This window comes from Vagococcus luciliae (assembly GCF_024637875.1).
Taxonomy (GTDB): domain Bacteria; phylum Bacillota; class Bacilli; order Lactobacillales; family Vagococcaceae; genus Vagococcus; species Vagococcus luciliae.
In genome coordinates, this window is record NZ_CP102451.1 from 50,781 (window position 1) to 68,831 (window position 18,051).

At 32.9% G+C, this 18,051-nt stretch carries 22 protein-coding genes, 1 tRNA gene and 1 other annotated feature; of the genes, 3 read left to right on the forward strand and 20 right to left on the reverse strand.

Features of this window, described 5'->3' with window-relative positions; translation table 11 throughout:
* Window positions 1-11 precede the first annotated feature (11 nt).
* The 15 genes from G314FT_RS00260 to G314FT_RS00330 form a co-directional block, all read right to left on the reverse strand.
* Window positions 12-458 carry an arginine repressor gene (locus G314FT_RS00260; RefSeq protein ID WP_257701565.1) on the reverse strand — a complete coding sequence of 149 codons (447 nt, stop codon included), beginning with the start codon at window positions 456-458 and terminating at the stop codon, window positions 12-14.
* A gap of 17 nt (window positions 459-475) precedes the next feature.
* Window positions 476-1,303, reverse strand: a complete 828-nt coding sequence (locus G314FT_RS00265; protein WP_257701566.1) for a TlyA family RNA methyltransferase — start codon at window positions 1,301-1,303, stop codon at window positions 476-478.
* Window positions 1,300-2,199 carry a polyprenyl synthetase family protein gene (locus G314FT_RS00270; RefSeq protein WP_257701567.1) on the reverse strand — a complete coding sequence of 300 codons (900 nt, stop codon included), beginning with the start codon at window positions 2,197-2,199 and terminating at the stop codon, window positions 1,300-1,302. Before G314FT_RS00270 ends, G314FT_RS00265 begins: the two co-directional genes overlap by 4 nt.
* Before the next feature lie 2 nt (window positions 2,200-2,201).
* Window positions 2,202-2,429, reverse strand: coding sequence for an exodeoxyribonuclease VII small subunit (locus G314FT_RS00275; protein WP_257701568.1), 228 nt, complete (start codon window positions 2,427-2,429; stop codon window positions 2,202-2,204).
* Entirely contained in the window at window positions 2,426-3,775 is a 1,350-nt protein-coding gene (gene xseA, locus G314FT_RS00280) for an exodeoxyribonuclease VII large subunit (protein ID WP_257701569.1), read from the reverse strand. Before xseA ends, G314FT_RS00275 begins: the two co-directional genes overlap by 4 nt.
* Window positions 3,772-4,635: a bifunctional methylenetetrahydrofolate dehydrogenase/methenyltetrahydrofolate cyclohydrolase FolD gene (gene folD, locus G314FT_RS00285; protein ID WP_257701570.1), complete on the reverse strand. Its 864-nt coding sequence runs from the start codon at window positions 4,633-4,635 to the stop codon at window positions 3,772-3,774. The genes xseA and folD overlap by 4 nt, the downstream gene beginning before the upstream one ends.
* Before the next feature lie 180 nt (window positions 4,636-4,815).
* The gene (locus tag G314FT_RS00290) at window positions 4,816-5,445 is read right to left on the reverse strand and encodes a hypothetical protein (protein ID WP_257701571.1); all 630 of its coding nucleotides are present in this window, start codon (window positions 5,443-5,445) and stop codon (window positions 4,816-4,818) included.
* A 299-nt stretch (window positions 5,446-5,744) separates the two neighbouring features.
* The gene (gene nusB / locus G314FT_RS00295) at window positions 5,745-6,134 is read right to left on the reverse strand and encodes a transcription antitermination factor NusB (RefSeq protein WP_423837535.1); all 390 of its coding nucleotides are present in this window, start codon (window positions 6,132-6,134) and stop codon (window positions 5,745-5,747) included.
* Between the two features lie 55 nt (window positions 6,135-6,189).
* Window positions 6,190-6,618: an Asp23/Gls24 family envelope stress response protein gene (locus G314FT_RS00300; protein ID WP_257701573.1), complete on the reverse strand. Its 429-nt coding sequence runs from the start codon at window positions 6,616-6,618 to the stop codon at window positions 6,190-6,192.
* 24 nt (window positions 6,619-6,642) lie between these two features.
* Complete coding sequence (efp, locus tag G314FT_RS00305; protein WP_257701574.1) at window positions 6,643-7,200, reverse strand: elongation factor P; 558 nt, start codon at window positions 7,198-7,200, stop codon at window positions 6,643-6,645.
* Window positions 7,201-7,237: 37 nt separating this feature from the next.
* Entirely contained in the window at window positions 7,238-8,302 is a 1,065-nt protein-coding gene (locus G314FT_RS00310; RefSeq protein ID WP_257701575.1) for a M24 family metallopeptidase, read from the reverse strand.
* Between the two features lie 117 nt (window positions 8,303-8,419).
* Window positions 8,420-8,704, reverse strand: coding sequence for a 50S ribosomal protein L27 (gene rpmA, locus G314FT_RS00315; protein ID WP_257701576.1), 285 nt, complete (start codon window positions 8,702-8,704; stop codon window positions 8,420-8,422).
* Window positions 8,698-9,045, reverse strand: a complete 348-nt coding sequence (locus G314FT_RS00320) for a ribosomal-processing cysteine protease Prp (RefSeq protein ID WP_257701577.1) — start codon at window positions 9,043-9,045, stop codon at window positions 8,698-8,700. Before G314FT_RS00320 ends, rpmA begins: the two co-directional genes overlap by 7 nt.
* Window positions 9,046-9,067: 22 nt before the next feature.
* Window positions 9,068-9,376, reverse strand: a complete 309-nt coding sequence (gene rplU / locus G314FT_RS00325) for a 50S ribosomal protein L21 (protein WP_071456389.1) — start codon at window positions 9,374-9,376, stop codon at window positions 9,068-9,070.
* 20 nt (window positions 9,377-9,396) lie between these two features.
* Window positions 9,397-9,467 (reverse strand) — a sequence feature (ribosomal protein L21 leader region).
* Window positions 9,468-9,542: 75 nt separating this feature from the next.
* Complete coding sequence (locus G314FT_RS00330; RefSeq protein WP_257701578.1) at window positions 9,543-10,157, reverse strand: TetR/AcrR family transcriptional regulator; 615 nt, start codon at window positions 10,155-10,157, stop codon at window positions 9,543-9,545.
* Window positions 10,158-10,428: 271 nt separating this feature from the next.
* Here G314FT_RS00330 and G314FT_RS00335 point away from each other — a divergent pair.
* A tRNA-Arg gene (locus G314FT_RS00335) sits at window positions 10,429-10,502 on the forward strand.
* A gap of 76 nt (window positions 10,503-10,578) precedes the next feature.
* Here G314FT_RS00335 and G314FT_RS00340 read toward each other — a convergent pair.
* Window positions 10,579-11,280, reverse strand: coding sequence for an O-methyltransferase (locus G314FT_RS00340; protein WP_257701579.1), 702 nt, complete (start codon window positions 11,278-11,280; stop codon window positions 10,579-10,581).
* A 141-nt stretch (window positions 11,281-11,421) separates the two neighbouring features.
* On the opposite strand from G314FT_RS00340, the gene G314FT_RS00345 reads away from it, so the two are divergent.
* A complete protein-coding gene (locus G314FT_RS00345; RefSeq protein WP_257701580.1) occupies window positions 11,422-13,341 on the forward strand; it encodes a fructose-1,6-bisphosphatase in 1,920 nt (639 codons plus the stop codon).
* 467 nt (window positions 13,342-13,808) lie between these two features.
* Window positions 13,809-14,138: a hypothetical protein gene (locus G314FT_RS00350; protein WP_257701581.1), complete on the forward strand. Its 330-nt coding sequence runs from the start codon at window positions 13,809-13,811 to the stop codon at window positions 14,136-14,138.
* A 567-nt stretch (window positions 14,139-14,705) separates the two neighbouring features.
* On the opposite strand, the gene G314FT_RS00355 is transcribed toward G314FT_RS00350, so the two are convergent.
* The 4 genes from G314FT_RS00355 to G314FT_RS00370 are packed head-to-tail and all read right to left on the reverse strand — an operon-like array spanning window position 14,706 to window position 18,039.
* On the reverse strand, window positions 14,706-15,041 hold the full coding sequence (locus G314FT_RS00355; RefSeq protein ID WP_257701582.1) for a phage head closure protein: 336 nt from the start codon (window positions 15,039-15,041) through the stop codon (window positions 14,706-14,708).
* On the reverse strand, window positions 15,028-15,312 hold the full coding sequence (locus G314FT_RS00360) for a head-tail connector protein (RefSeq protein ID WP_257701583.1): 285 nt from the start codon (window positions 15,310-15,312) through the stop codon (window positions 15,028-15,030). Before G314FT_RS00360 ends, G314FT_RS00355 begins: the two co-directional genes overlap by 14 nt.
* A 50-nt stretch (window positions 15,313-15,362) precedes the next feature.
* The gene (locus tag G314FT_RS00365) at window positions 15,363-16,853 is read right to left on the reverse strand and encodes a phage major capsid protein (protein WP_423837515.1); all 1,491 of its coding nucleotides are present in this window, start codon (window positions 16,851-16,853) and stop codon (window positions 15,363-15,365) included.
* Window positions 16,819-18,039 carry a phage portal protein gene (locus tag G314FT_RS00370; RefSeq protein ID WP_257701585.1) on the reverse strand — a complete coding sequence of 407 codons (1,221 nt, stop codon included), beginning with the start codon at window positions 18,037-18,039 and terminating at the stop codon, window positions 16,819-16,821. Before G314FT_RS00370 ends, G314FT_RS00365 begins: the two co-directional genes overlap by 35 nt.
* Between the last annotated feature and the right edge of the window lie 12 nt (window positions 18,040-18,051).

An 18,051-nucleotide genomic window follows, 5' to 3' on the forward strand; every position in this document is an offset into this window, starting at 1 on the left:
TCATCACTCCATTATGTCATAGATAAAATTTCTCTTTCTAACATACGCGCTTGTTCATGGGTTCGCGTAATAATCAGTAATTTATCATCGTTAGATACAACAGTAAATAAACTTTCTTCATAAACAAACTCGACTAATTTACCAATAATTACTCCAACCCCAGGCTCTAATTGGAGATTCACTAAATTGTCCATCGTGTCAATACTGATAAATGATGTTCCCATCATTTTTTCTAAACGACGCTTTTCAGCTGTGTCATTTTTAGGTAAAAAATATTTAAAAACCCCATTTTCATCAACTTGTTTAATTAAATTTAATTCTTTAATGTCTCTTGATACAGTTGCTTGTGTGACAGGTATCCCCCGCTCTTTTAAAATTATAACTAGCTCTTCTTGTTTCCCAACATTTTCCTCAAATATTATTTTTTTTATTAGTTTTTGTCGTTCGGATTTTCTCATACTCAGCCTGACCTCTCTTATTCATTCAAGTGATTGTGGGCTCTTTCTACTAACTCTTCTGGTATTTCACGTCCCAGATAATTTCCGGTTGTTTGGCAAGGTTTTAAGTAAGCAAGAAACTCTATATTCCCTTCACCGCCAGTAATTGGAGAATAATCTAACTGCACGACATCAAATTGAGATTCCGTCATCATACTGATCATTTTATTCAATACATCCATATGCACTTTTTTATCTCGAATAATTCCCTTTTTTCCCACTTGTTCTTTTCCTGCTTCAAATTGTGGTTTAATCAATGCCACAACTTCTCCATCTTCCGAAATGATGTCTCGTAATACTGGAATAATCAATTTTAATGAAATAAACGAGACATCAATTGTGGCAATATTGGGTTGACCTAATTTAAAATCCGATAACTTAGAATATCTAAAATTCGTTTTTTCCATGACTTCAACACGTTCATCTTGTCTTAATTTCCATGCGAGTTGATTAGAACCGACATCCAGAGCGTAACTCATCATTGCCCCATTTTGTAAGGCAACATCAGTAAATCCCCCAGTTGATGACCCAATATCCAATAAGGTTCGATTTGAAAAATCAATATTAAATACTTCAATTGCTTTTTCTAGTTTCAATCCACCACGAGACACATATTTCATTACTTGCCCTTTTAATCTAAGTTCAGTTGTAGTCGGAATTTTTTCTCCGGGTTTGTCATAGCGAATATTTTTTTCATCACAAACTAAACCAGCCATAACTGTCCGTTTTGCTTTTTCTCTTGTTTCACACAGTCCTTGTTGCACTAAAAGAACATCAACACGTTCTTTTCCTACTTTTTCTTTCATACTATTTCCTTCAATTCTTTTAGTATTTCATCTAATATTGTCAAATCATTTATTGGTCGTTTTAATTCTAATTTGACTTGATTCAATGCTTCTTGCGCCTCATCACATTGCTCATAAAAAGCTTCTTTAGCACCAGATAATCCCAATAGGGACACATAAGTTGATTTATTTAACTTTTCATCACTACCAGTGTGTTTACCGATTAACGTCTCATCTCCAATAACATCAAGTAAATCATCACGGATTTGAAATGCAATCCCTAAAGCAGTTGCATACTGTTCTAGTTTATCCTGGACAACGATAGTAGCGTCAGCTATAATACAAGCCATTTCGACAGCACTTTTTATTAGTGCTCCTGTTTTTTTCTCATGAATTTTCTGTAACCCTTCTAAGGAAACTTGCCTATTTTCAGCCTGTATATCTTCTACTTGTCCTGCAATCATTCCTTTTGTACCAGCACTAGCTGATAATATTCCCATGATTTTAACTAGCTTTTCAGGGTCAATATCAGCCAAAGATAATAAGTGAAACGCTTCAGTTAACAACCCGTCTCCTGCCAAAATAGCTAATGCTTCTCCAAATTCAATATGATTTGTTGGCATTCCACGACGTAAGTCATCATCATCCATCGCTGGCAAATCATCATGAATCAACGAATAGGTATGAACCATTTCAAGTGAACTTGCCACATCATATTCAGACTGTGTAATAGAGTAATCCAATAAATCTAACGTTGCTAAAAAAAGAAGTGGACGAAATTTTTTTCCACCCGCTTTAATAGAATAAATCATTGACTTAGTTAATTCTTCTCCAATCGTTTCTTTCTGAAGAAACTCACAGATGCTTTGTTCAATCTTTGGTGCATTCATTGCGACAAAATCAGAATAATTTGTCATCATTACTCTCCTTTAGATTCAAACTCTATTTCTTGACCATCTTGACTCATGACTTTTGTTAAGGTCTTTTCTGCATTAGCTAATGTTTCTTGGCACTGCTTACTTAATTCTACACCACGTTGAAATTCTTCTAAAGCTATTTCTAACGGAACATCTCCTGATTCAAGTCCTTTAATAATCGTTTCTAACTCTTCCATTGATTCTTCAAACGTTTGTTTTTCTTTGGTCATATCATCCCATCGCTTTCTATTTCTTTTACAATTGTTATTATTTTACCATCTGATACATTTAACGTCACTTCATCTTCAATTTTAACATCTGATACGCTTTTTACAATATGTTGTTGTTTCGTAACATAACTATATCCTCTGCTCATTGTTTTTAAAGGACTTAATAAATCAAGTGATTCAGCCGCTTGATAAAAATGCTTTTCTTTATTAAGTAACAGCTGTTGCATCGAACGATTAAGTGATTGTTCAAAAAAAGTAAGCTCTTGATGACGTCTTTTTATTTGTTCTGAAGGATTTTTAAGCATTAATTTTTCAGATTGCTTTTGCCACTGCGTTTGTTTTTCATGCAATGTATTTGTAATGGTTTGTTTCAAACGTCTGTCTAAACCATCTAATTGTAAGTAAAAGGCTTCGTATAATCTATTCGGTTGCTTAAACATCACTGACTGACTCAATTTATCATAGTTAGCCCGTTTATGTTTCAACTGATTATTTAATGCATTGTATAAACGCATTTGTTTTTCACGAATTTTTATTAACTCTTCTTTTAATACTGGAACTGCTAATTCTGCAGCTGCAGTAGGTGTTGCTGCTCTAACATCGGCCACTAAATCAGTCAGTGTCGTATCTGTTTCATGCCCGACAGATGAAATAACAGGCGTTCTGGATTCGAATACCGCCCTTACAACTTCCTCCGTATTAAAAGACCATAAATCCTCAATAGAACCTCCACCACGACCAACAATCATGGTATCAAAACTTCCTATCTCATTAATTTCTCTAATCCGTTGAGCAATTTCTTTAGAGGCATCGTCTCCTTGAACTTTTGTTGGAAATAAAACGAGTTGCGCAATCGGATAACGTCTTTGAATAGTTGTGATAATATCTTTAATTACCGCGCCACTAGGACTAGTGACAACTGCAATACGTTTAGGATATTTAATTAATGGTTGTTTATGACTTTCTTTAAATAGCCCTTCTTGATTTAGTAAACTTTTAAGCTGTTCATAGGCTTGATAGAGAGCTCCTACACCATCTGGTTCCATATGATCAATATAAATTTGATAATTTCCTGATGCTTCATAAAGAGAAATTCGACCAACTACTAAAACTTTCATGCCTTCTTCTGGTTGAAATTTTAATTTTTGATAAGCACCTTTAAACATCACCGCAGATAATTTAGCTTTTTCATCCTTCAAGCTAAAATATTGATGACTGTTTGCTCTAGGTCTAAAATTTGATACTTCTCCAGTTAAATAAACTTTCTCCAAATAAGGATCTGCTTCAAATTTTCGTTTTAAATACCTTGTTAAGGCTGTTACTGTTAAATAATTTTTTCCCGTCATTCTTTTTCTTCACCGCAATACTTTCTTCCCTGGTTCATGGTTTGCTCCATTAACATCGTTATAGTCATTGGTCCAACGCCTCCTGGAACAGGTGTGATGGCACTAACTTTTGGCAATACATCTTGGTAATCAACATCTCCAACTAATTTGCCCTCACTATTACGATTCATTCCAACATCAACCACAACGGCTCCTTCTTTCACATAATCTGATGTGATAAATTCGGCTTGTCCAATTGCAGCTACCAACACGTCTGCCGTTAGCGTTTCATTTTTCAAATTTTTTGTTTTTGAATGAGCAATTGTCACAGTCGCATCCTCATTTAACATCATATGTATCAATGGTTTACCGACGATATTACTTCGACCGATAATCACAACTTTTTTCCCAGCAAGTTGAATATTATGCTCTTTTAACAAAGTAATAATGCCATATGGAGTACATGGATGCATGTCTGGATCTCCTACAAATAATTTTCCAACATTTAAAGGATGGAAACCATCCACATCCTTTCTAGGATCAATGGCTAATAATACTTTTTCTTCATCTATATGTTTTGGTAGTGGTAGTTGTACTAAAATTCCATCCACTGAATCATCTTGATTGTATGATTCAATAATTGATAAAAGATCTTCTTCTTTAATCGTTATATCTAATCGTCTCACAATTGAATTAAATCCTATTTTTTGTGCTGATTTCTCTTTATTTTTAACATATACCTTACTTGCACTATCTTCTCCGATTAAAATGACCACAAGTGTTGGTATACGATAACCTTTATTTTTCCATTCTGTCACTTCATTGGCTAAATCTTCTTGCATTTTGTTCGCTAATGCTTTCCCATCCAAAATTACTGTCATAGTCTCCATCCCCTCATTTTTTCATTTCATTTTATTGTATCATAAGATGTTTAGTAAATATTTTATGCCACTGTTAAATAAAAAAAACTAATTATGACAATATCCCTTTTTATTAATTAAAGGCTATTTTATCATAATTAGTTCTTATTATACTATGAATTCATTTTTCAACAATAAAAATTACTGAACATTTTCACTTCTATTTACTTCTTCTAAAATACTATCTGCTCGTTCTCGTAATTCTTTTACATCAGTTCTAGCTTTTTCCAATCGTTGATCAGTTGTTTCTTTTAGTTCACTTATTTCTCTTTCTTTTGCATGATATTTTTCTTGTGCATCTGTTATCTCTTGATTTAAGCGATTAATTTCTTCGATTTTTTGTTGGATTTCATCTGCTTTCGCTTTTAACTCTGCTTCTTTTTGCTCTCTTTCAGATACTATATTGTCTGTTAGCTGAGCACTATACGCTTGCTCTTGAGCATATAGTTGTCTTAACTGAGCTACTTCAGATTCTAAATTACTAATACGTTCTTGTTTTTTATTAATATCAGATTCTTTACTTTGCAACTCTTTCTTTTTAGCTTCAATCGCTATCTTATTTTCTTTTAATTTAACCGAATTATTCTTTAACTCATTATCACGACTATCAATTTTACCTTTTAATGTGTCTAACACTACTTGAATACGAGAAACATTTTCTTCTCCACCCCAAGTAAGTATACCACTCGCATAAACTACCATCCCGCCAAACACTAAACAAACTAACAGACTCCCAAACACTAATACACGCTTATTAAATCTCTTTTTCATTCTTATTCTCCTCTTTATAGTTAGAAATACGCTATAAATTGGATCTGCTCCTTACTTCATATAGTTTTCGTTGAATTAACCAATCCTGTGAAAAAACTTTATTGTTTTTTATTAATGATTAATTGTATCCTTTATATTACTCAATTTACCAAACCCTTTATACAGCAAGATTTATTATGCCTTGCTTAACTTTTTTTATCAATCTTTATGCCTATAAATTAACATTTGTTATATATAACAGATATTTTTTCACAAAAAAAAGAAAGAACAAAAGAAATTAATCAGTTGTCCTCTCTTTATTACATCGTTTCTTTTTCAATATCTTCTAAAACGGATGATAAAACACCATTAATAAAACGTTTAGACTCATCATCACTATACGTTTTAGCTAACTCAAGCGCCTCGTTTAACGATACTTTATTTGGTATATCTTTTAAATACAGCATTTCAAAAATGGCTAGACGTAAAATAATCAAATCAGCTTTAGCTAAACGATTAATTTTCCACCCTTTCAAATGTTTTTCAATCACTTCGTCAAGTATGCCTTGTTTTTCCATAATTCCAGTTACAGCCACTTCTAAATAAGTAGGAATTACTAAATCTTCTTCCTCTAACTCAAAACACTCATCCATTAGTGATAGTGTATAACTGATTGAATCAATAATCGCAGCATCTTCTTGATACATCATTGAAAAAATTGTTTGAAAAGCTACTTCTCTTAATTGGTGTCTTGTTAATCCCACTCTAATCTTCCTCATCTTCTGAATCAAATAATTCATTTAAATCTGGCAATGTTGTTTTTTCAGGAACAACGCCAACAACATGGACATTTACTTCTGCTATCTCTAAATCTGTCATATAAAGAACCTGTTGTTTCACCTTTTCTTGCATATCAATGGCTGTTTTAGGCACTGATACACCATAATTCAAGAAGCAATACAGGTCAATTTTAATCTTGCCAGCATCAGTTGTTAAATACACACCTTTGTCATGAACAGAACTTCCAAAAAGTTCAGCAACATTAGATGCTAAGTTACCGCGCATACCATAAACACCAGATACTTTGGATGCAGCAATACCAACAATAACTTCTATGACTTCAGGAGCAACAACAATTTCTCCATCAATCGCTTGATTTTGGTTACTTAATACCAAATTTTTATTTTCTGACATTAAACTTCCTCCTTTAGTTTATCACTATGCACGAGAAACATATGACCCGTCGGATGTATTAATAATCAAACGGTCACCAGCATTAATAAAGAATGGTACTTGGACAACTAACCCTGTTTCCATAACAGCAGGTTTTGATCCCCCTGATGATGTATCTCCTTTAATTCCTGGTTCTGTTTCTTTGACTTCTAATTCTACCGTATTTGGAAGATTTATTCCAATAGTTTCTGTTCCATACATCATAATATGACATTCGCTATTTTCTAATAAGTAATTTAATTCTTCTGCTATTTGTTCTTGTGGTAACTCTAACTGCTCATAAGTATCCATATCCATAAACACATAACTACCACCAGACTCATAAAGATATTGCATTTTTTTATTATCTATTTGAGCTTTTGCGACTTTTTCTCCACCACGAAATGTTTTTTCAGCAGTATTTCCATTTCGTAAATTTTTTAATTTTGTTCGAACAAACGCTGCACCTTTTCCTGGTTTAACATGTTGAAATTCAATGACACGATAAATATTACCATCTACTTCAATTGTTAAGCCTGTTTTTAAATCATTAACTGATATCATAACGGCCTCCTAAAATACTATTTTTCACATGAATTATCTATAAAATAATAAGCTCTTTTGGAGAATGTGTCAATCGGTCAATACCATCTTCTGTGACTAACATATCATCTTCAATTCTAACGCCACCAACACCTGGTAGATAAATACCTGGCTCATTTGTAATAACATTTCCGGGAACAAACGCTTTTTCAGCTAATTTAGAGACATTCGGCCCTTCGTGAATTTCTAAACCAATTCCATGTCCTGTTGAATGACCAAAAGCATCACCATATCCTTTTTCAGCAATATAATCCCTTGCTACTGCATCTAATTCTATACCAGTCATACCTGGCTTAGCTGTATCCAAAACCAATTGTTGTGCTTCTTTAACAATTTGATAGATTTCTTTCAATTTTTCACTTGGTTCACCTAAAGAAATCGTTCTTGTCATATCAGAAACATACCCATTATAATAACAACCAAAATCAATCGTAATAAAATCGCCAACTTCGATAACTTTATCACTTGCAACACCATGTGGCATAGCTGAACGTAATCCACTTGCGACAATTGTATCAAATGACACACCACTTGCTCCTAAACTTCTCATATAAAAGTCTAATTCATTTGCTACTTGTATTTCAGTCATTCCAGGTTTGATATAAGTTAAGATATGTTCAAAGGCAGCATCAGCAATTTGACAAGCCTTACGAATGGTTTCAATCTCAGCGATATCTTTTACTTCACGTAAGGTTTCAATCACTCCTGTTATAGGTATTAAATCAACATCTACTAATTCTTCTAACACAGTGTATTGGAAAAACGATACTGTTTGTTCTTCAAATGCCATATTTTGAACTTTAGATTGATTCACTAAATCTGCAGCAACATTAAAAGCTGGTTCAACATTTTTAACAATTTCATATCCTACACATTGTTCACTTGCTTGTTCAGTGTATCTGAAATCTGTAATAAAATACGCTTTATCTAATGTGATTAATGCAATACCTGTTGTTCCTGTAAAGCCTGTTAAATATCTTAAATTATATGAATTCGTAATTAAAAAACTATCTATTCCACGTTCCACCATTTTACTTCGTAATTTTTCTACACGTTCCATCATTTACGTCGCCCTCTTTTCATTATGCTACTTTTTATTATAACAAACTTATCAAGGAAATAAAATCAAACAAATAAAAAAGCAACTTATCCCAACGAATAAGCTGCTTTAAAGTTTTAATTATTTAGCCACTGGATAAACTGATACTTGAGTTTTTTCGCGACCTTTGCGTTCGAAACGAACCACACCGTCTACTTTTGCATACAATGTATCATCTCCACCACGACCAACGTTTTCACCTGGATAAATTTTTGTTCCGCGTTGACGATATAAAATTGATCCACCTGATACAGTTTGACCATCAGCACGTTTAGCACCTAAACGTTTTGATTTTGAGTCACGACCGTTAGTAGTAGAACCTCCACCTTTTTTATGGGCGAATAATTGTAAATTCATTTTTAACATGGATTTGCACCTCCTTGACTGAGTTTAACTTGTATAAATGCTTGATTATCAGTTTCAATTGAGCGTAGCCCAATTAATAAACTGTGAACCAATAAATTTGTTATATCAATTTGATTATCTGATAAAGAATCCAATCTTTCAAAATAAAGATATCCTGACTCCATTTCGTAAATAGGCATATAGTCTGCTAGTTCGTTAATACTATTTATCGTATTAATTGACAAAACAGATGCTGCTGCACACACTATATCATATCCATAAGGACCTGATTCAGCATGTCCATCCATTTCAAATGATAAAAAGTCACCGGTCTCAGTTTGCTTAAATTTAGCCTGTATCACAAGCATACCTACTTTCTAAAAATTAGGCATTAATTGCTTCAATCATAACTTTTGTATAAGGTTGACGATGACCTTGTTTACGATGACTGTCTTTTTTAGGTTTATATTTGTAAGTAACAACTTTCTTTTGTTTTCCTTGTTTTTCAACAGTTCCTTCAACAGTTGCTCCTTCAACAAGTGGTGTTCCAACTTTTGTTGATTCTCCACCTACTAAAACGACTTCATCAAACACAACTTTACCGCCAGCTTCTACGTCTAATTTTTCAACGTAAATTGCTTGACCTACTTCTACTTTAACTTGTTTTCCACCAGTTTTTACAATAGCGTACATGTTTGTTCCGCACCTCCTTCTTCTATACTTAGACTCGCCGTCACAAGCGACTAATGTTCTTAATACTTGTTTCGTGCGGTTGTAGTTGTGGTGCACACAAATACAACATTAACATCCTACCAAAAAAATAGAGAACAGTCAATAACTTTTGACCATTCTCTATAAATTAGAGTGTTTCAGATACAAAAAAGTCAGACAATCCAACTTCAATAAACAATTCAGAGCGATACATTTTTGATACCATTGCGGCAATATAATGATTCGCATAAATTTGACCTTCATTAACCCAAGCATTTGAAATACCTAGCAATGAGTAAACAACAAAGTTATTTACCAATTCTTTTGGCATTTTTCTAACTGGAATAGAGTTACCATAGTTCACATGAGCTAATACATAGTCATACAAACGTTCACTAAATAATACGCGGTAATCCTCTGCATCGTTTTCATTTAGTAACGTTACGAAAAATTCTGGTGAGTTACCAATATAAGCAAACACACGATCTAAAACGATTCGTGGAATTTGTTTTTCTTCATCACCTTGATAAGGAATGTATTCCACTACTGATTCATAGAAATCTTCAATGATTTCTTCCATAATGGTTTCGATAAATGTATCTTTATCTCGATAATGTAAATAAAAAGTACCTCTAGTAACACCTGCTTGATTTGTTAAATCTTTGATGTTCATTTCACTTAAACTACGTGTTTTTAACAAATCTAGAAAAGCTTGTCTTAATTTTTTACGAGTTTTAATGACTCGTGGATCGATTTTCCCCATATTGTATATTCCCCTTACACATAAATTAATTGTTATATTGTTTAATTTCCCCATAATATCAACAATACTTTTGTAAGTATACATCATACTTCTACTTTTTGTCTAGTTTTTTAAACTTCCGTTTGTTTATCATCCATTTTTTCTTTTATTTTTCCTTTTACATAGGTTTTTTTATAACAAAAATTTTTATTAAAAAAACAGTTGACTATCCTGTAAAAATTGTTTATGATTATTCTGTTGTTTAAAACAACCAATACTACTAATCCATTCAGTCGCAGTAGCTCAGCTGGATAGAGCATTCGCCTTCTAAGCGAACGGTCGGGGGTTCGAATCCCTCCTGCGACGTTATTTAACCCAACTGTTAATTTATTTATCAGTTGGGTTTTTTATTTTGATAAAAAAAATAAGGAATGTGCCTATATCACATTCCCTTGTCAATTTTTAATTGTACATTATCCACTTCTTTTGAAATCATTAACACACCATCTCCTAAAGGAAGAATCGTGACAGATAAGTCATCATTTCCTAGTACAGTATCATACAATTGATTTAATTTTCGATAAATAGTTCGCTGGCTCTTAGGTATATCCTTTATATCATGCATGACTGTTCCCGCTTGAAATACGTCATCAATCATAATCACGCCACCTGTTTTTACTAACCTTAAACATTCTGGTAAAAATTCAATATACTTTGATTTTGCACTATCCATAAAAATAAAATCATATGGCCCATCAAGTGTTCCTAATAAATCTTTTGCGTCACCTTCTAGTAAAGTTACTTGATCTTCAATTTCTAATTGTTCAAATGTATTCTTTGCTCGCCTAATCATAACGTCAAATCGGTCAATCGTCGTCACGTGACTATCTTTTCCCATAGCCTCTATCATCAAACTAGCAGAAAAACCAATAGCAGTACCAATTTCCAAAACATTTTTTGCTTTAATTTGTTTTAAGAAAAAGCGTAAAAACGTGGCTGTTTCATTTGGAATAACAGGTACTCCTGTCTCTTTAGCTTCTTCTTGGACTTTCCCTACTTTACCACTAATTTCTGGTTGTCTATGCCTAAGCAATTCTATTATTTCATCTTTTAAAACTGGACGATACATCATTTCATTTCTCATTTTTTATCACCTACCCCATCCTTACAAATTATACAAATTTTTTTATCGTTTGACAATTAGGTATTTTATACCAATTGGTATATATTGACTAATAATGTATGATAGACTACTATTAAGTAAAAAAGAAAAGGTTTAGGTCCTATGATAGAACAGAATAAATATCTTGATTTACTTTATAAACAGTATGGAAATGAAGAAAACATTATTAGCGAAATCATAAATTTGAAAGCGATTCAAAATTTACCAAAAGGCACTGAACACTTTGTTAGTGATTTACATGGTGAGTTCAATGCTTTCCAACATTTATTAAGAAATGGATCGGGTAATGTAAAAGAAAAAATAAATGATGTCTTTAATAATGAATTAACTTTTAACGAAAAACAGAACCTTGCTTCACTTATTTATTATCCCGAGGAAAAATTAAAACATCTTGAAAAACAAATTAACACTAATTGGTATAGACAAACAATTGATCAATTAATTCGTTTAATAAAATTTAGTGCGAGTAAATACACTCGCTCAAAATTAAGAAAATCTTTACCAAAACGTTTTTCATATATAATTGAAGAGCTACTTTATCAAGTAAAAACTAATGCTGATAAAGCAGAATATTATAATCAAATCATTTCTAATATTTTGACGCTCAAACAAGGAAACGCTTTAATTATTGACCTGTGTTACACTATCCAACGTTTAGTTATAGACCATTTACACGTTGTCGGCGACATATATGATAGAGGACCTGCACCAGATAAAATTATTGACGCTTTAATGAATTACCATTCAGTCGATATACAATGGGGAAATCATGACATCATTTGGATTGGAGCAGCAGCTGGTTCTCCTATTTGTATGATGAATATCATCCGCATTTCAGCAAGATATAATAACTTAGATATTATTGAAGATACTTATGGTATCAACTTACGACCATTACTAACTTATGCAGAAAAATACTACCTAGATAATCCAGTATTTCAACCTAAAACAACACCTGAAACGATATCATCAAAAGAAGAGCTGTTGGAGACAACCAAAATACATCAAGCAGCCGCTATTTTACAATTCAAATTAGAAGAACAATTGGTTTCTAGGCGACAAGAGTTTAATATGGATCATAGAAAACTTTTAACAACTGTCGACTACACTGACTTATCGATTCACTTAAAAGGAAAAAAGTATGCTTTAACCAATACCTGTTTCATGACAGTAGATCCCAATAATCCCGCTAAATTAACTTTGGAAGAAGAAGAGATTATTGAACGTTTAATGCACAACTTTATCCATTCAGAAAAATTAAAACGCCATACTGATTTTTTAGTAAGAAAAGGAAATATGTACCTTGTCTACAATGATAACTTGCTCATTCACGGTTGTGTTCCTTTAAACCAAGATGGTTCATTAAAAGCTTTCCATATCAATGGACATTCGTATAAAGGAAAATATCTATTAGATTTTTTTGAAACCAGCTTAAGAAGGGCTTACGCTAATCCACATAGTCATAACGATATCGACACAGATTTACTTTGGTATTTGTGGTCAGGAGAAAATTCGTCATTATTTGGAAAAAAAGAAATGACTACTTTTGAACGATATTTCATTGAAGATAAAGAAACTCACATAGAAGAAAAAAATGCTTATTATAAGCTTAGAGAGTATCAAGAAACGATTTCTTTTATCCTTTCTGAATTTGGTCTCCACAAGAAAGATAGCCACCTTATAAATGGTCATACTCCTGTTAAAGAGATTAAAGGAGAAACGCCTATTAAAGCAGGAGGAAAAATGTTAGTAATCGATGGAGGATTTTCAAAACCTTATCAAAAAACAACCGGTATCGCCGGATATACTCTTTTATATAATTCTTATGGCATGCAATTAGTTGCTCATAAACCTTTTTCCTCTATAGAAGAGGTTATTTTACAAAACGATGATATTGCTTCCGTCAAGCGAATTGTGGATAGACCTGTGGATAGAAAATATGTAAGAGATACGACTATTGGAGTAAGTTTACAAGAGCAAATCAATGACTTAAATAAACTATTGAATTATTTAACCTATTAATAAAAAAACACATGCTTTTTAGGATTATCTTACCTAAAAAGTATGTGTTTTTCATATAAAAAATCTAGAAAACATACATTCTCTAGATTAATAACTATTATTTAGCTAAAGCAGCTTTTGCTTGGTCCATTTAAGTATTGTTAAAATAGTATATATTTAAATGTAATACATACTAATATATCAACTTTCTACTATTATATAAACATCATTGTAATTCAATAAAAATCATTTCAATCTGGGTCAATATCTGGGTCAGACTAAAATTTATACCCTAAAATATCTGGGTCAAAAAAGTAATCCAATTTATGCGGGCACAATATTATTATAGCACTAACGATGCAAATCTTCATTTAAGGCGTTTAAATTTGATTATATAAAGTTTAAATACACCTTATCTAAACCTACTTGATTATTCTCTAAAGACAATTCATAATTACTAACATAAATTTAAAATGGAGTTGAACTCAATGGATTATGAAACTGCACCAGAAGGACATATATGGGTTGATACAAATTCATATAAACGTTTCTTGCAATCTGTAAATACACCTAAATACTTAGTAAGGATACAAACAAAAGAAATGTGGGATAGACAGTTAAACAGAGAGCATTATCAACAAATAAAACGAGCGACTAATAGAAAATCTAAACCTAAAAATTCTAGATTTCACCCTAATAGAAACAAACTACTTGAAAATGAAGAATGGCGTAAAAAAAGATATCATAAATCTGTTTGGAAAAATATGGATTACGGAGATATCACTAAAGCCGGACCTGTTAAAATTATAAAGAAATAAAAAAGAATATCCTTAATTTTGCGTACCTTCTTAATCGGAATTTCTTCGTTAGGTAATGTTGCCATTAAATAAATAGCTCGATTACTCAAATGATGCCAATTGTCAACATTTGGTAGTTCTTTAGCAACTTTCATAAATCGTTGTACTTCTGTTACTAAATGTTTCTACGTTGAAACATTTGGTAGTTCTCTAGCAACTCTCATAATTTTATATGCTTCTTAAATCGTTCGACGTTGAACGATTTTGAAAAAACCGACGTCGGTTTATATTTCGTAACGTTTAGAAATTTAACCAATGTTTTTTACCTTGCCTAAACCTCACCAAAAAAAACACACCCCGTTAAGAGTGTGTCATTAGAAAAAAACAAGTTTATTAAAAGAATTACAAAAGACGACTAAAAAATAGTATTCCATCGTTTACACCCAGCTTACTTCAGTTAGTCCAGCACGTTGCAATCATGCCTACAATTTTCACATCCGTAAGACTTGTTGATAAATTTATCTCACAAATTAAGGGTAGCTAATCCCTAACTTGTTACCTTAATTATACCATCGTCTACATTTGTAGTCAATTAACAGAACGACAAACAAGGACGTTAAACTCTTTCATACCACTATCCACGTTCACTTTTATGATTGGATAATTGTTCCCTCGCCATGTTACTTCCATTGTTTTATCTACTTCAAATTCTTGATCATAACGAATCACAAAATTGATGATATCTTGACTTGTATTGTCGATTGATGTCACAACATCACGTAACATTCTTGTTTTAACGTATGCCCAGCACTCACCAACTTCAACTAATCCTTCAACTAAATCGCCATCTTCACTTTGATAGCTGTCATTTTTACTTATTTTAATCCGTTCATTAAGCTGGGTTACATTATCAATGAGTGGCATAATAAGCACCTCGCATTTGTTGTATCATAGCCTGTACCGTTACTGGTATACGCTCACTACTGGCTTCTTGTCGGTTTAAATACCAATGTTGAGTTAATAGACTAACCGCCCAATTAAATTGCTTGTAGTCCTCAATAATACCTTCTTTGGCATTGCTATCAATCGCATGGATAATATAATCACTTGCTGTTTCAATTAGACTTTGAAGCATATCGTCATCTATTGAGTGGTCTATTCTAAGACTGTTTTTTATATCTTCTTTTGTTACCATAAACTATCCTCCTTATAAAAATAAGGAAGGGAAAACTCCCCTCCTTTAGATTATGCTTCTGCTGGTGTAAACTCCACGTATCTAACCGCTTCTTCATCAATCTTTTGATAATCTGAACGTGTAATCACAGCTAAACCTTGTGAGTAAAAATCAAATTTTTCCCACTGTGTTGTGACCTGGTTACGTCTTGCCACAAATACCGCTTGTTTTAAATCACCCATAATCAATGGGAAGGCTTTTCCTGTGTTTGTTAGTAGTTTATCACTAAGCACTTGTAAAGGAGCTCCAAACAACGAATAACCACTAGGAGCTGTTACATCAGGTTGTAAGATATAGCGACCTTGACTATCTTTCATTGTATCTAAATGATTAAAGCCTGTTTGATTCGTTACCACTGTTTTAGTTAACGCTGGATCTAACTCCACATTAAAGACTTTCTTCAAATCATCTAACGTTGTCGCAGGGACCTTTTTGAATGTTTTAAGTAATTTAATAATGTTTTGATTGTCAGTGTTAACGACTAATTGAGCCAACTGTGATTTCACTTCTGCTACAATATTCACTGCACTATCTTCAATCACTTCATTTGATAAAGCAATCTTTCCAGCACGAGTTTTTACATTGTATTCAACCTGTTTAAACATTTCTGCTTCAATATCTTCAATCTCGGCTAGTTCTTCTTTAGTGGCTAAAATGGCTGTTTGTGGGTTTGTCGCAATCGGGTATTTTCCTTGACCGTTTGATACTTCTTTTACTGTAACCAAATCAATTAATGATTGATTCGCACGTTTTAATTGGAACACTTCCCCAATCACATCTTTAGGAATAACCACGCTTGTATTCTGTGTTGTTAGTCCGTCACGTTCTTCACCATATGAACGGATAAAGTTTTCAAAGTTTCTTGTTTCTGTTTGTTCGTTATCAATTAATGTTTTCATGTTTTTAGTCTCCTTTTGTGCCTTAGAAGTTGATTCTAAGCTCTCGTTTGTTTTAGTTGCTTGATGATTATCCATAAACGCTTCATAGGAACGCTTATCTACTTGAACATTTGTGTCATTGTACGCTGGAACGGTCACAACAGATATTTCATTTAAATTCTTAATGGCTTCAATAGAACGAACTACTTCACCACTTTCTTTTTTATCAAATGAATCAAGTCCCATTGTGAAACCAAAACTCATACTGTCTACTAGTCCTTTTTGCACATTTTCAAAGACATCTTTGGCATAGCTTGTATCATTGAGAGTGGCTTCAAATTTTAAGCCCACTTCATCAATCGTTAATTTAAGCGTCCCAGCTTTCGTACTAGCTAGTGGCTTGCTATAATCATGATTCTGTAATAAATACACGTCCGATAAATCAACCTCTTTTAAGGCTTCGGGAGTGATTACCTCAATAAAGCCACCTAAGTCTTTACTTTCTTTCCCAAACTTTAACGCATAACCAGAAATGGTTTTTTGTTCCGTTGTTTCATCAACTTTATTTTCAGTTGATTTAAGATTGGCTTCATTCGTCAATCGTTTCTCCTTGTTTTCTTCCATACCGTTCATCCTTTCTCATTTGGTATTTTTCTAAATTATCAAGATAGGTATAATTTAAACTTGCGAGTAATCGGTCACCGCCTTCCTGTTCGGGAAGTCCTAAACGTTTTCTAGCTTCATTTATTGTGAGTAGTGAGCCTTGAACGGCTTTTATTGTATTCTCTAATAAATTAGCTGGGTCGGTTTCGAGTAAGCGATCCGTATTAAATCGCAAAGATTCTTTTTTATCGACAATTAACTTATCTCTTAATTCAGAACTAAAAGCCATAAGATAATGTCCTAGTGAACTTTGGATATACATCAGATTAGATTGAACGGTGCTTGAATGTTGATTTTCTACCCCTAATCTATCTGAAGGTATGCCGAATGTTTTCGCAATCTGCTTTGTATTCCAATCATTAGAATTAACTAGTCGTAATACTTCTGTGTTAATTTCTAGTGTTTTATAGTCCATTGTTTCGTCTAAGATAATTGTTCTTAAAGCATTGTCCCCACTGCTGGAACCGTTCGCTTCTTCAAATTTTTCTCTTATCGCATTTTTAGCCGATACATCCAAATCTGATTTATTCACTTTTAAAATGCCACTGCCATTTACTCCACGATTGAAGAAATTAAACAGTGTTTTGTTTCCTGCTCGTTGGATGTCTAATTCATCTTTTAAACTATTCAAAGGTGAAATGCCTACTAAGCCATCTTGTGAGAAGTATTTGAAGTGAAGAATATCTTTTGATGATAGTTTTCTTTTTGTCTTACCATCATCATTAGTCACTTCATAAGTTAATGTGCCATTTTCATGTTGTGTTAATGTCACATTTGAATTAGCAATAAGATTTAATTGAACAACTTCGTCATTTTCTCGAATGATTTCAGCGTAGCTATTGCCATTCAGTAACATATTTACCGCTAAAGAAAATTTAAAATGCCATCCGTCCAATTCTTCATTTGGCTTTATATTGATAAGATAATCAAGTTCGTGTCCTTCAACAATCATCTTATTTTTAACCACTTCTATTGGACTTGAAGCAATATCGCTTGCAATTATCTTTACAGCGGTAAATACATCACTATTTTTTAATGCTTTCACACTGGTGTAAGTCGTATTATCACTTGATGTCATACTAACCACCGCATCTAAAAATGGTTCTCCGCTTGTTTTAACGGCTGTTCTTGGTTTAAATAGTGCCATGCTTTACCTCCT

Excerpts from the sequence above, each read along its gene's own strand:
- G314FT_RS00340 (WP_257701579.1), bottom strand. The coding sequence starts at position 11,280 with ATGAGAAATGAAATGATGTATCGTCCAGTTTTAAAAGATGAAATAATA.
- G314FT_RS00265 (WP_257701566.1), bottom strand. The coding sequence starts at position 1,303 with ATGAAAGAAAAAGTAGGAAAAGAACGTGTTGATGTTCTTTTAGTGCAA.
- rplU (WP_071456389.1), bottom strand. The coding sequence starts at position 9,376 with ATGTACGCTATTGTAAAAACTGGTGGAAAACAAGTTAAAGTAGAAGTA.
- xseA (WP_257701569.1), bottom strand. The coding sequence starts at position 3,775 with ATGACGGGAAAAAATTATTTAACAGTAACAGCCTTAACAAGGTATTTA.
- G314FT_RS00260 (WP_257701565.1), bottom strand. The coding sequence starts at position 458 with ATGAGAAAATCCGAACGACAAAAACTAATAAAAAAAATAATATTTGAG.
- G314FT_RS00345 (WP_257701580.1), top strand. The coding sequence starts at position 11,422 with ATGATAGAACAGAATAAATATCTTGATTTACTTTATAAACAGTATGGA.
- G314FT_RS00275 (WP_257701568.1), bottom strand. The coding sequence starts at position 2,429 with ATGACCAAAGAAAAACAAACGTTTGAAGAATCAATGGAAGAGTTAGAA.
- G314FT_RS00360 (WP_257701583.1), bottom strand. The coding sequence starts at position 15,312 with ATGGTAACAAAAGAAGATATAAAAAACAGTCTTAGAATAGACCACTCA.
- G314FT_RS00350 (WP_257701581.1), top strand. The coding sequence starts at position 13,809 with ATGGATTATGAAACTGCACCAGAAGGACATATATGGGTTGATACAAAT.
- rpmA (WP_257701576.1), bottom strand. The coding sequence starts at position 8,704 with ATGTTAAAAATGAATTTACAATTATTCGCCCATAAAAAAGGTGGAGGT.
- G314FT_RS00270 (WP_257701567.1), bottom strand. The coding sequence starts at position 2,199 with ATGACAAATTATTCTGATTTTGTCGCAATGAATGCACCAAAGATTGAA.
- folD (WP_257701570.1), bottom strand. The coding sequence starts at position 4,635 with ATGACAGTAATTTTGGATGGGAAAGCATTAGCGAACAAAATGCAAGAA.
- G314FT_RS00300 (WP_257701573.1), bottom strand. The coding sequence starts at position 6,618 with ATGTCAGAAAATAAAAATTTGGTATTAAGTAACCAAAATCAAGCGATT.
- nusB (WP_423837535.1), bottom strand. The coding sequence starts at position 6,134 with ATGATGTATCAAGAAGATGCTGCGATTATTGATTCAATCAGTTATACA.
- G314FT_RS00330 (WP_257701578.1), bottom strand. The coding sequence starts at position 10,157 with ATGGGGAAAATCGATCCACGAGTCATTAAAACTCGTAAAAAATTAAGA.
- G314FT_RS00370 (WP_257701585.1), bottom strand. The coding sequence starts at position 18,039 with ATGGCACTATTTAAACCAAGAACAGCCGTTAAAACAAGCGGAGAACCA.
- G314FT_RS00290 (WP_257701571.1), bottom strand. The coding sequence starts at position 5,445 with ATGAAAAAGAGATTTAATAAGCGTGTATTAGTGTTTGGGAGTCTGTTA.
- G314FT_RS00355 (WP_257701582.1), bottom strand. The coding sequence starts at position 15,041 with ATGCCACTCATTGATAATGTAACCCAGCTTAATGAACGGATTAAAATA.
- G314FT_RS00365 (WP_423837515.1), bottom strand. The coding sequence starts at position 16,853 with ATGGAAGAAAACAAGGAGAAACGATTGACGAATGAAGCCAATCTTAAA.
- efp (WP_257701574.1), bottom strand. The coding sequence starts at position 7,200 with ATGATATCAGTTAATGATTTAAAAACAGGCTTAACAATTGAAGTAGAT.
- G314FT_RS00310 (WP_257701575.1), bottom strand. The coding sequence starts at position 8,302 with ATGATGGAACGTGTAGAAAAATTACGAAGTAAAATGGTGGAACGTGGA.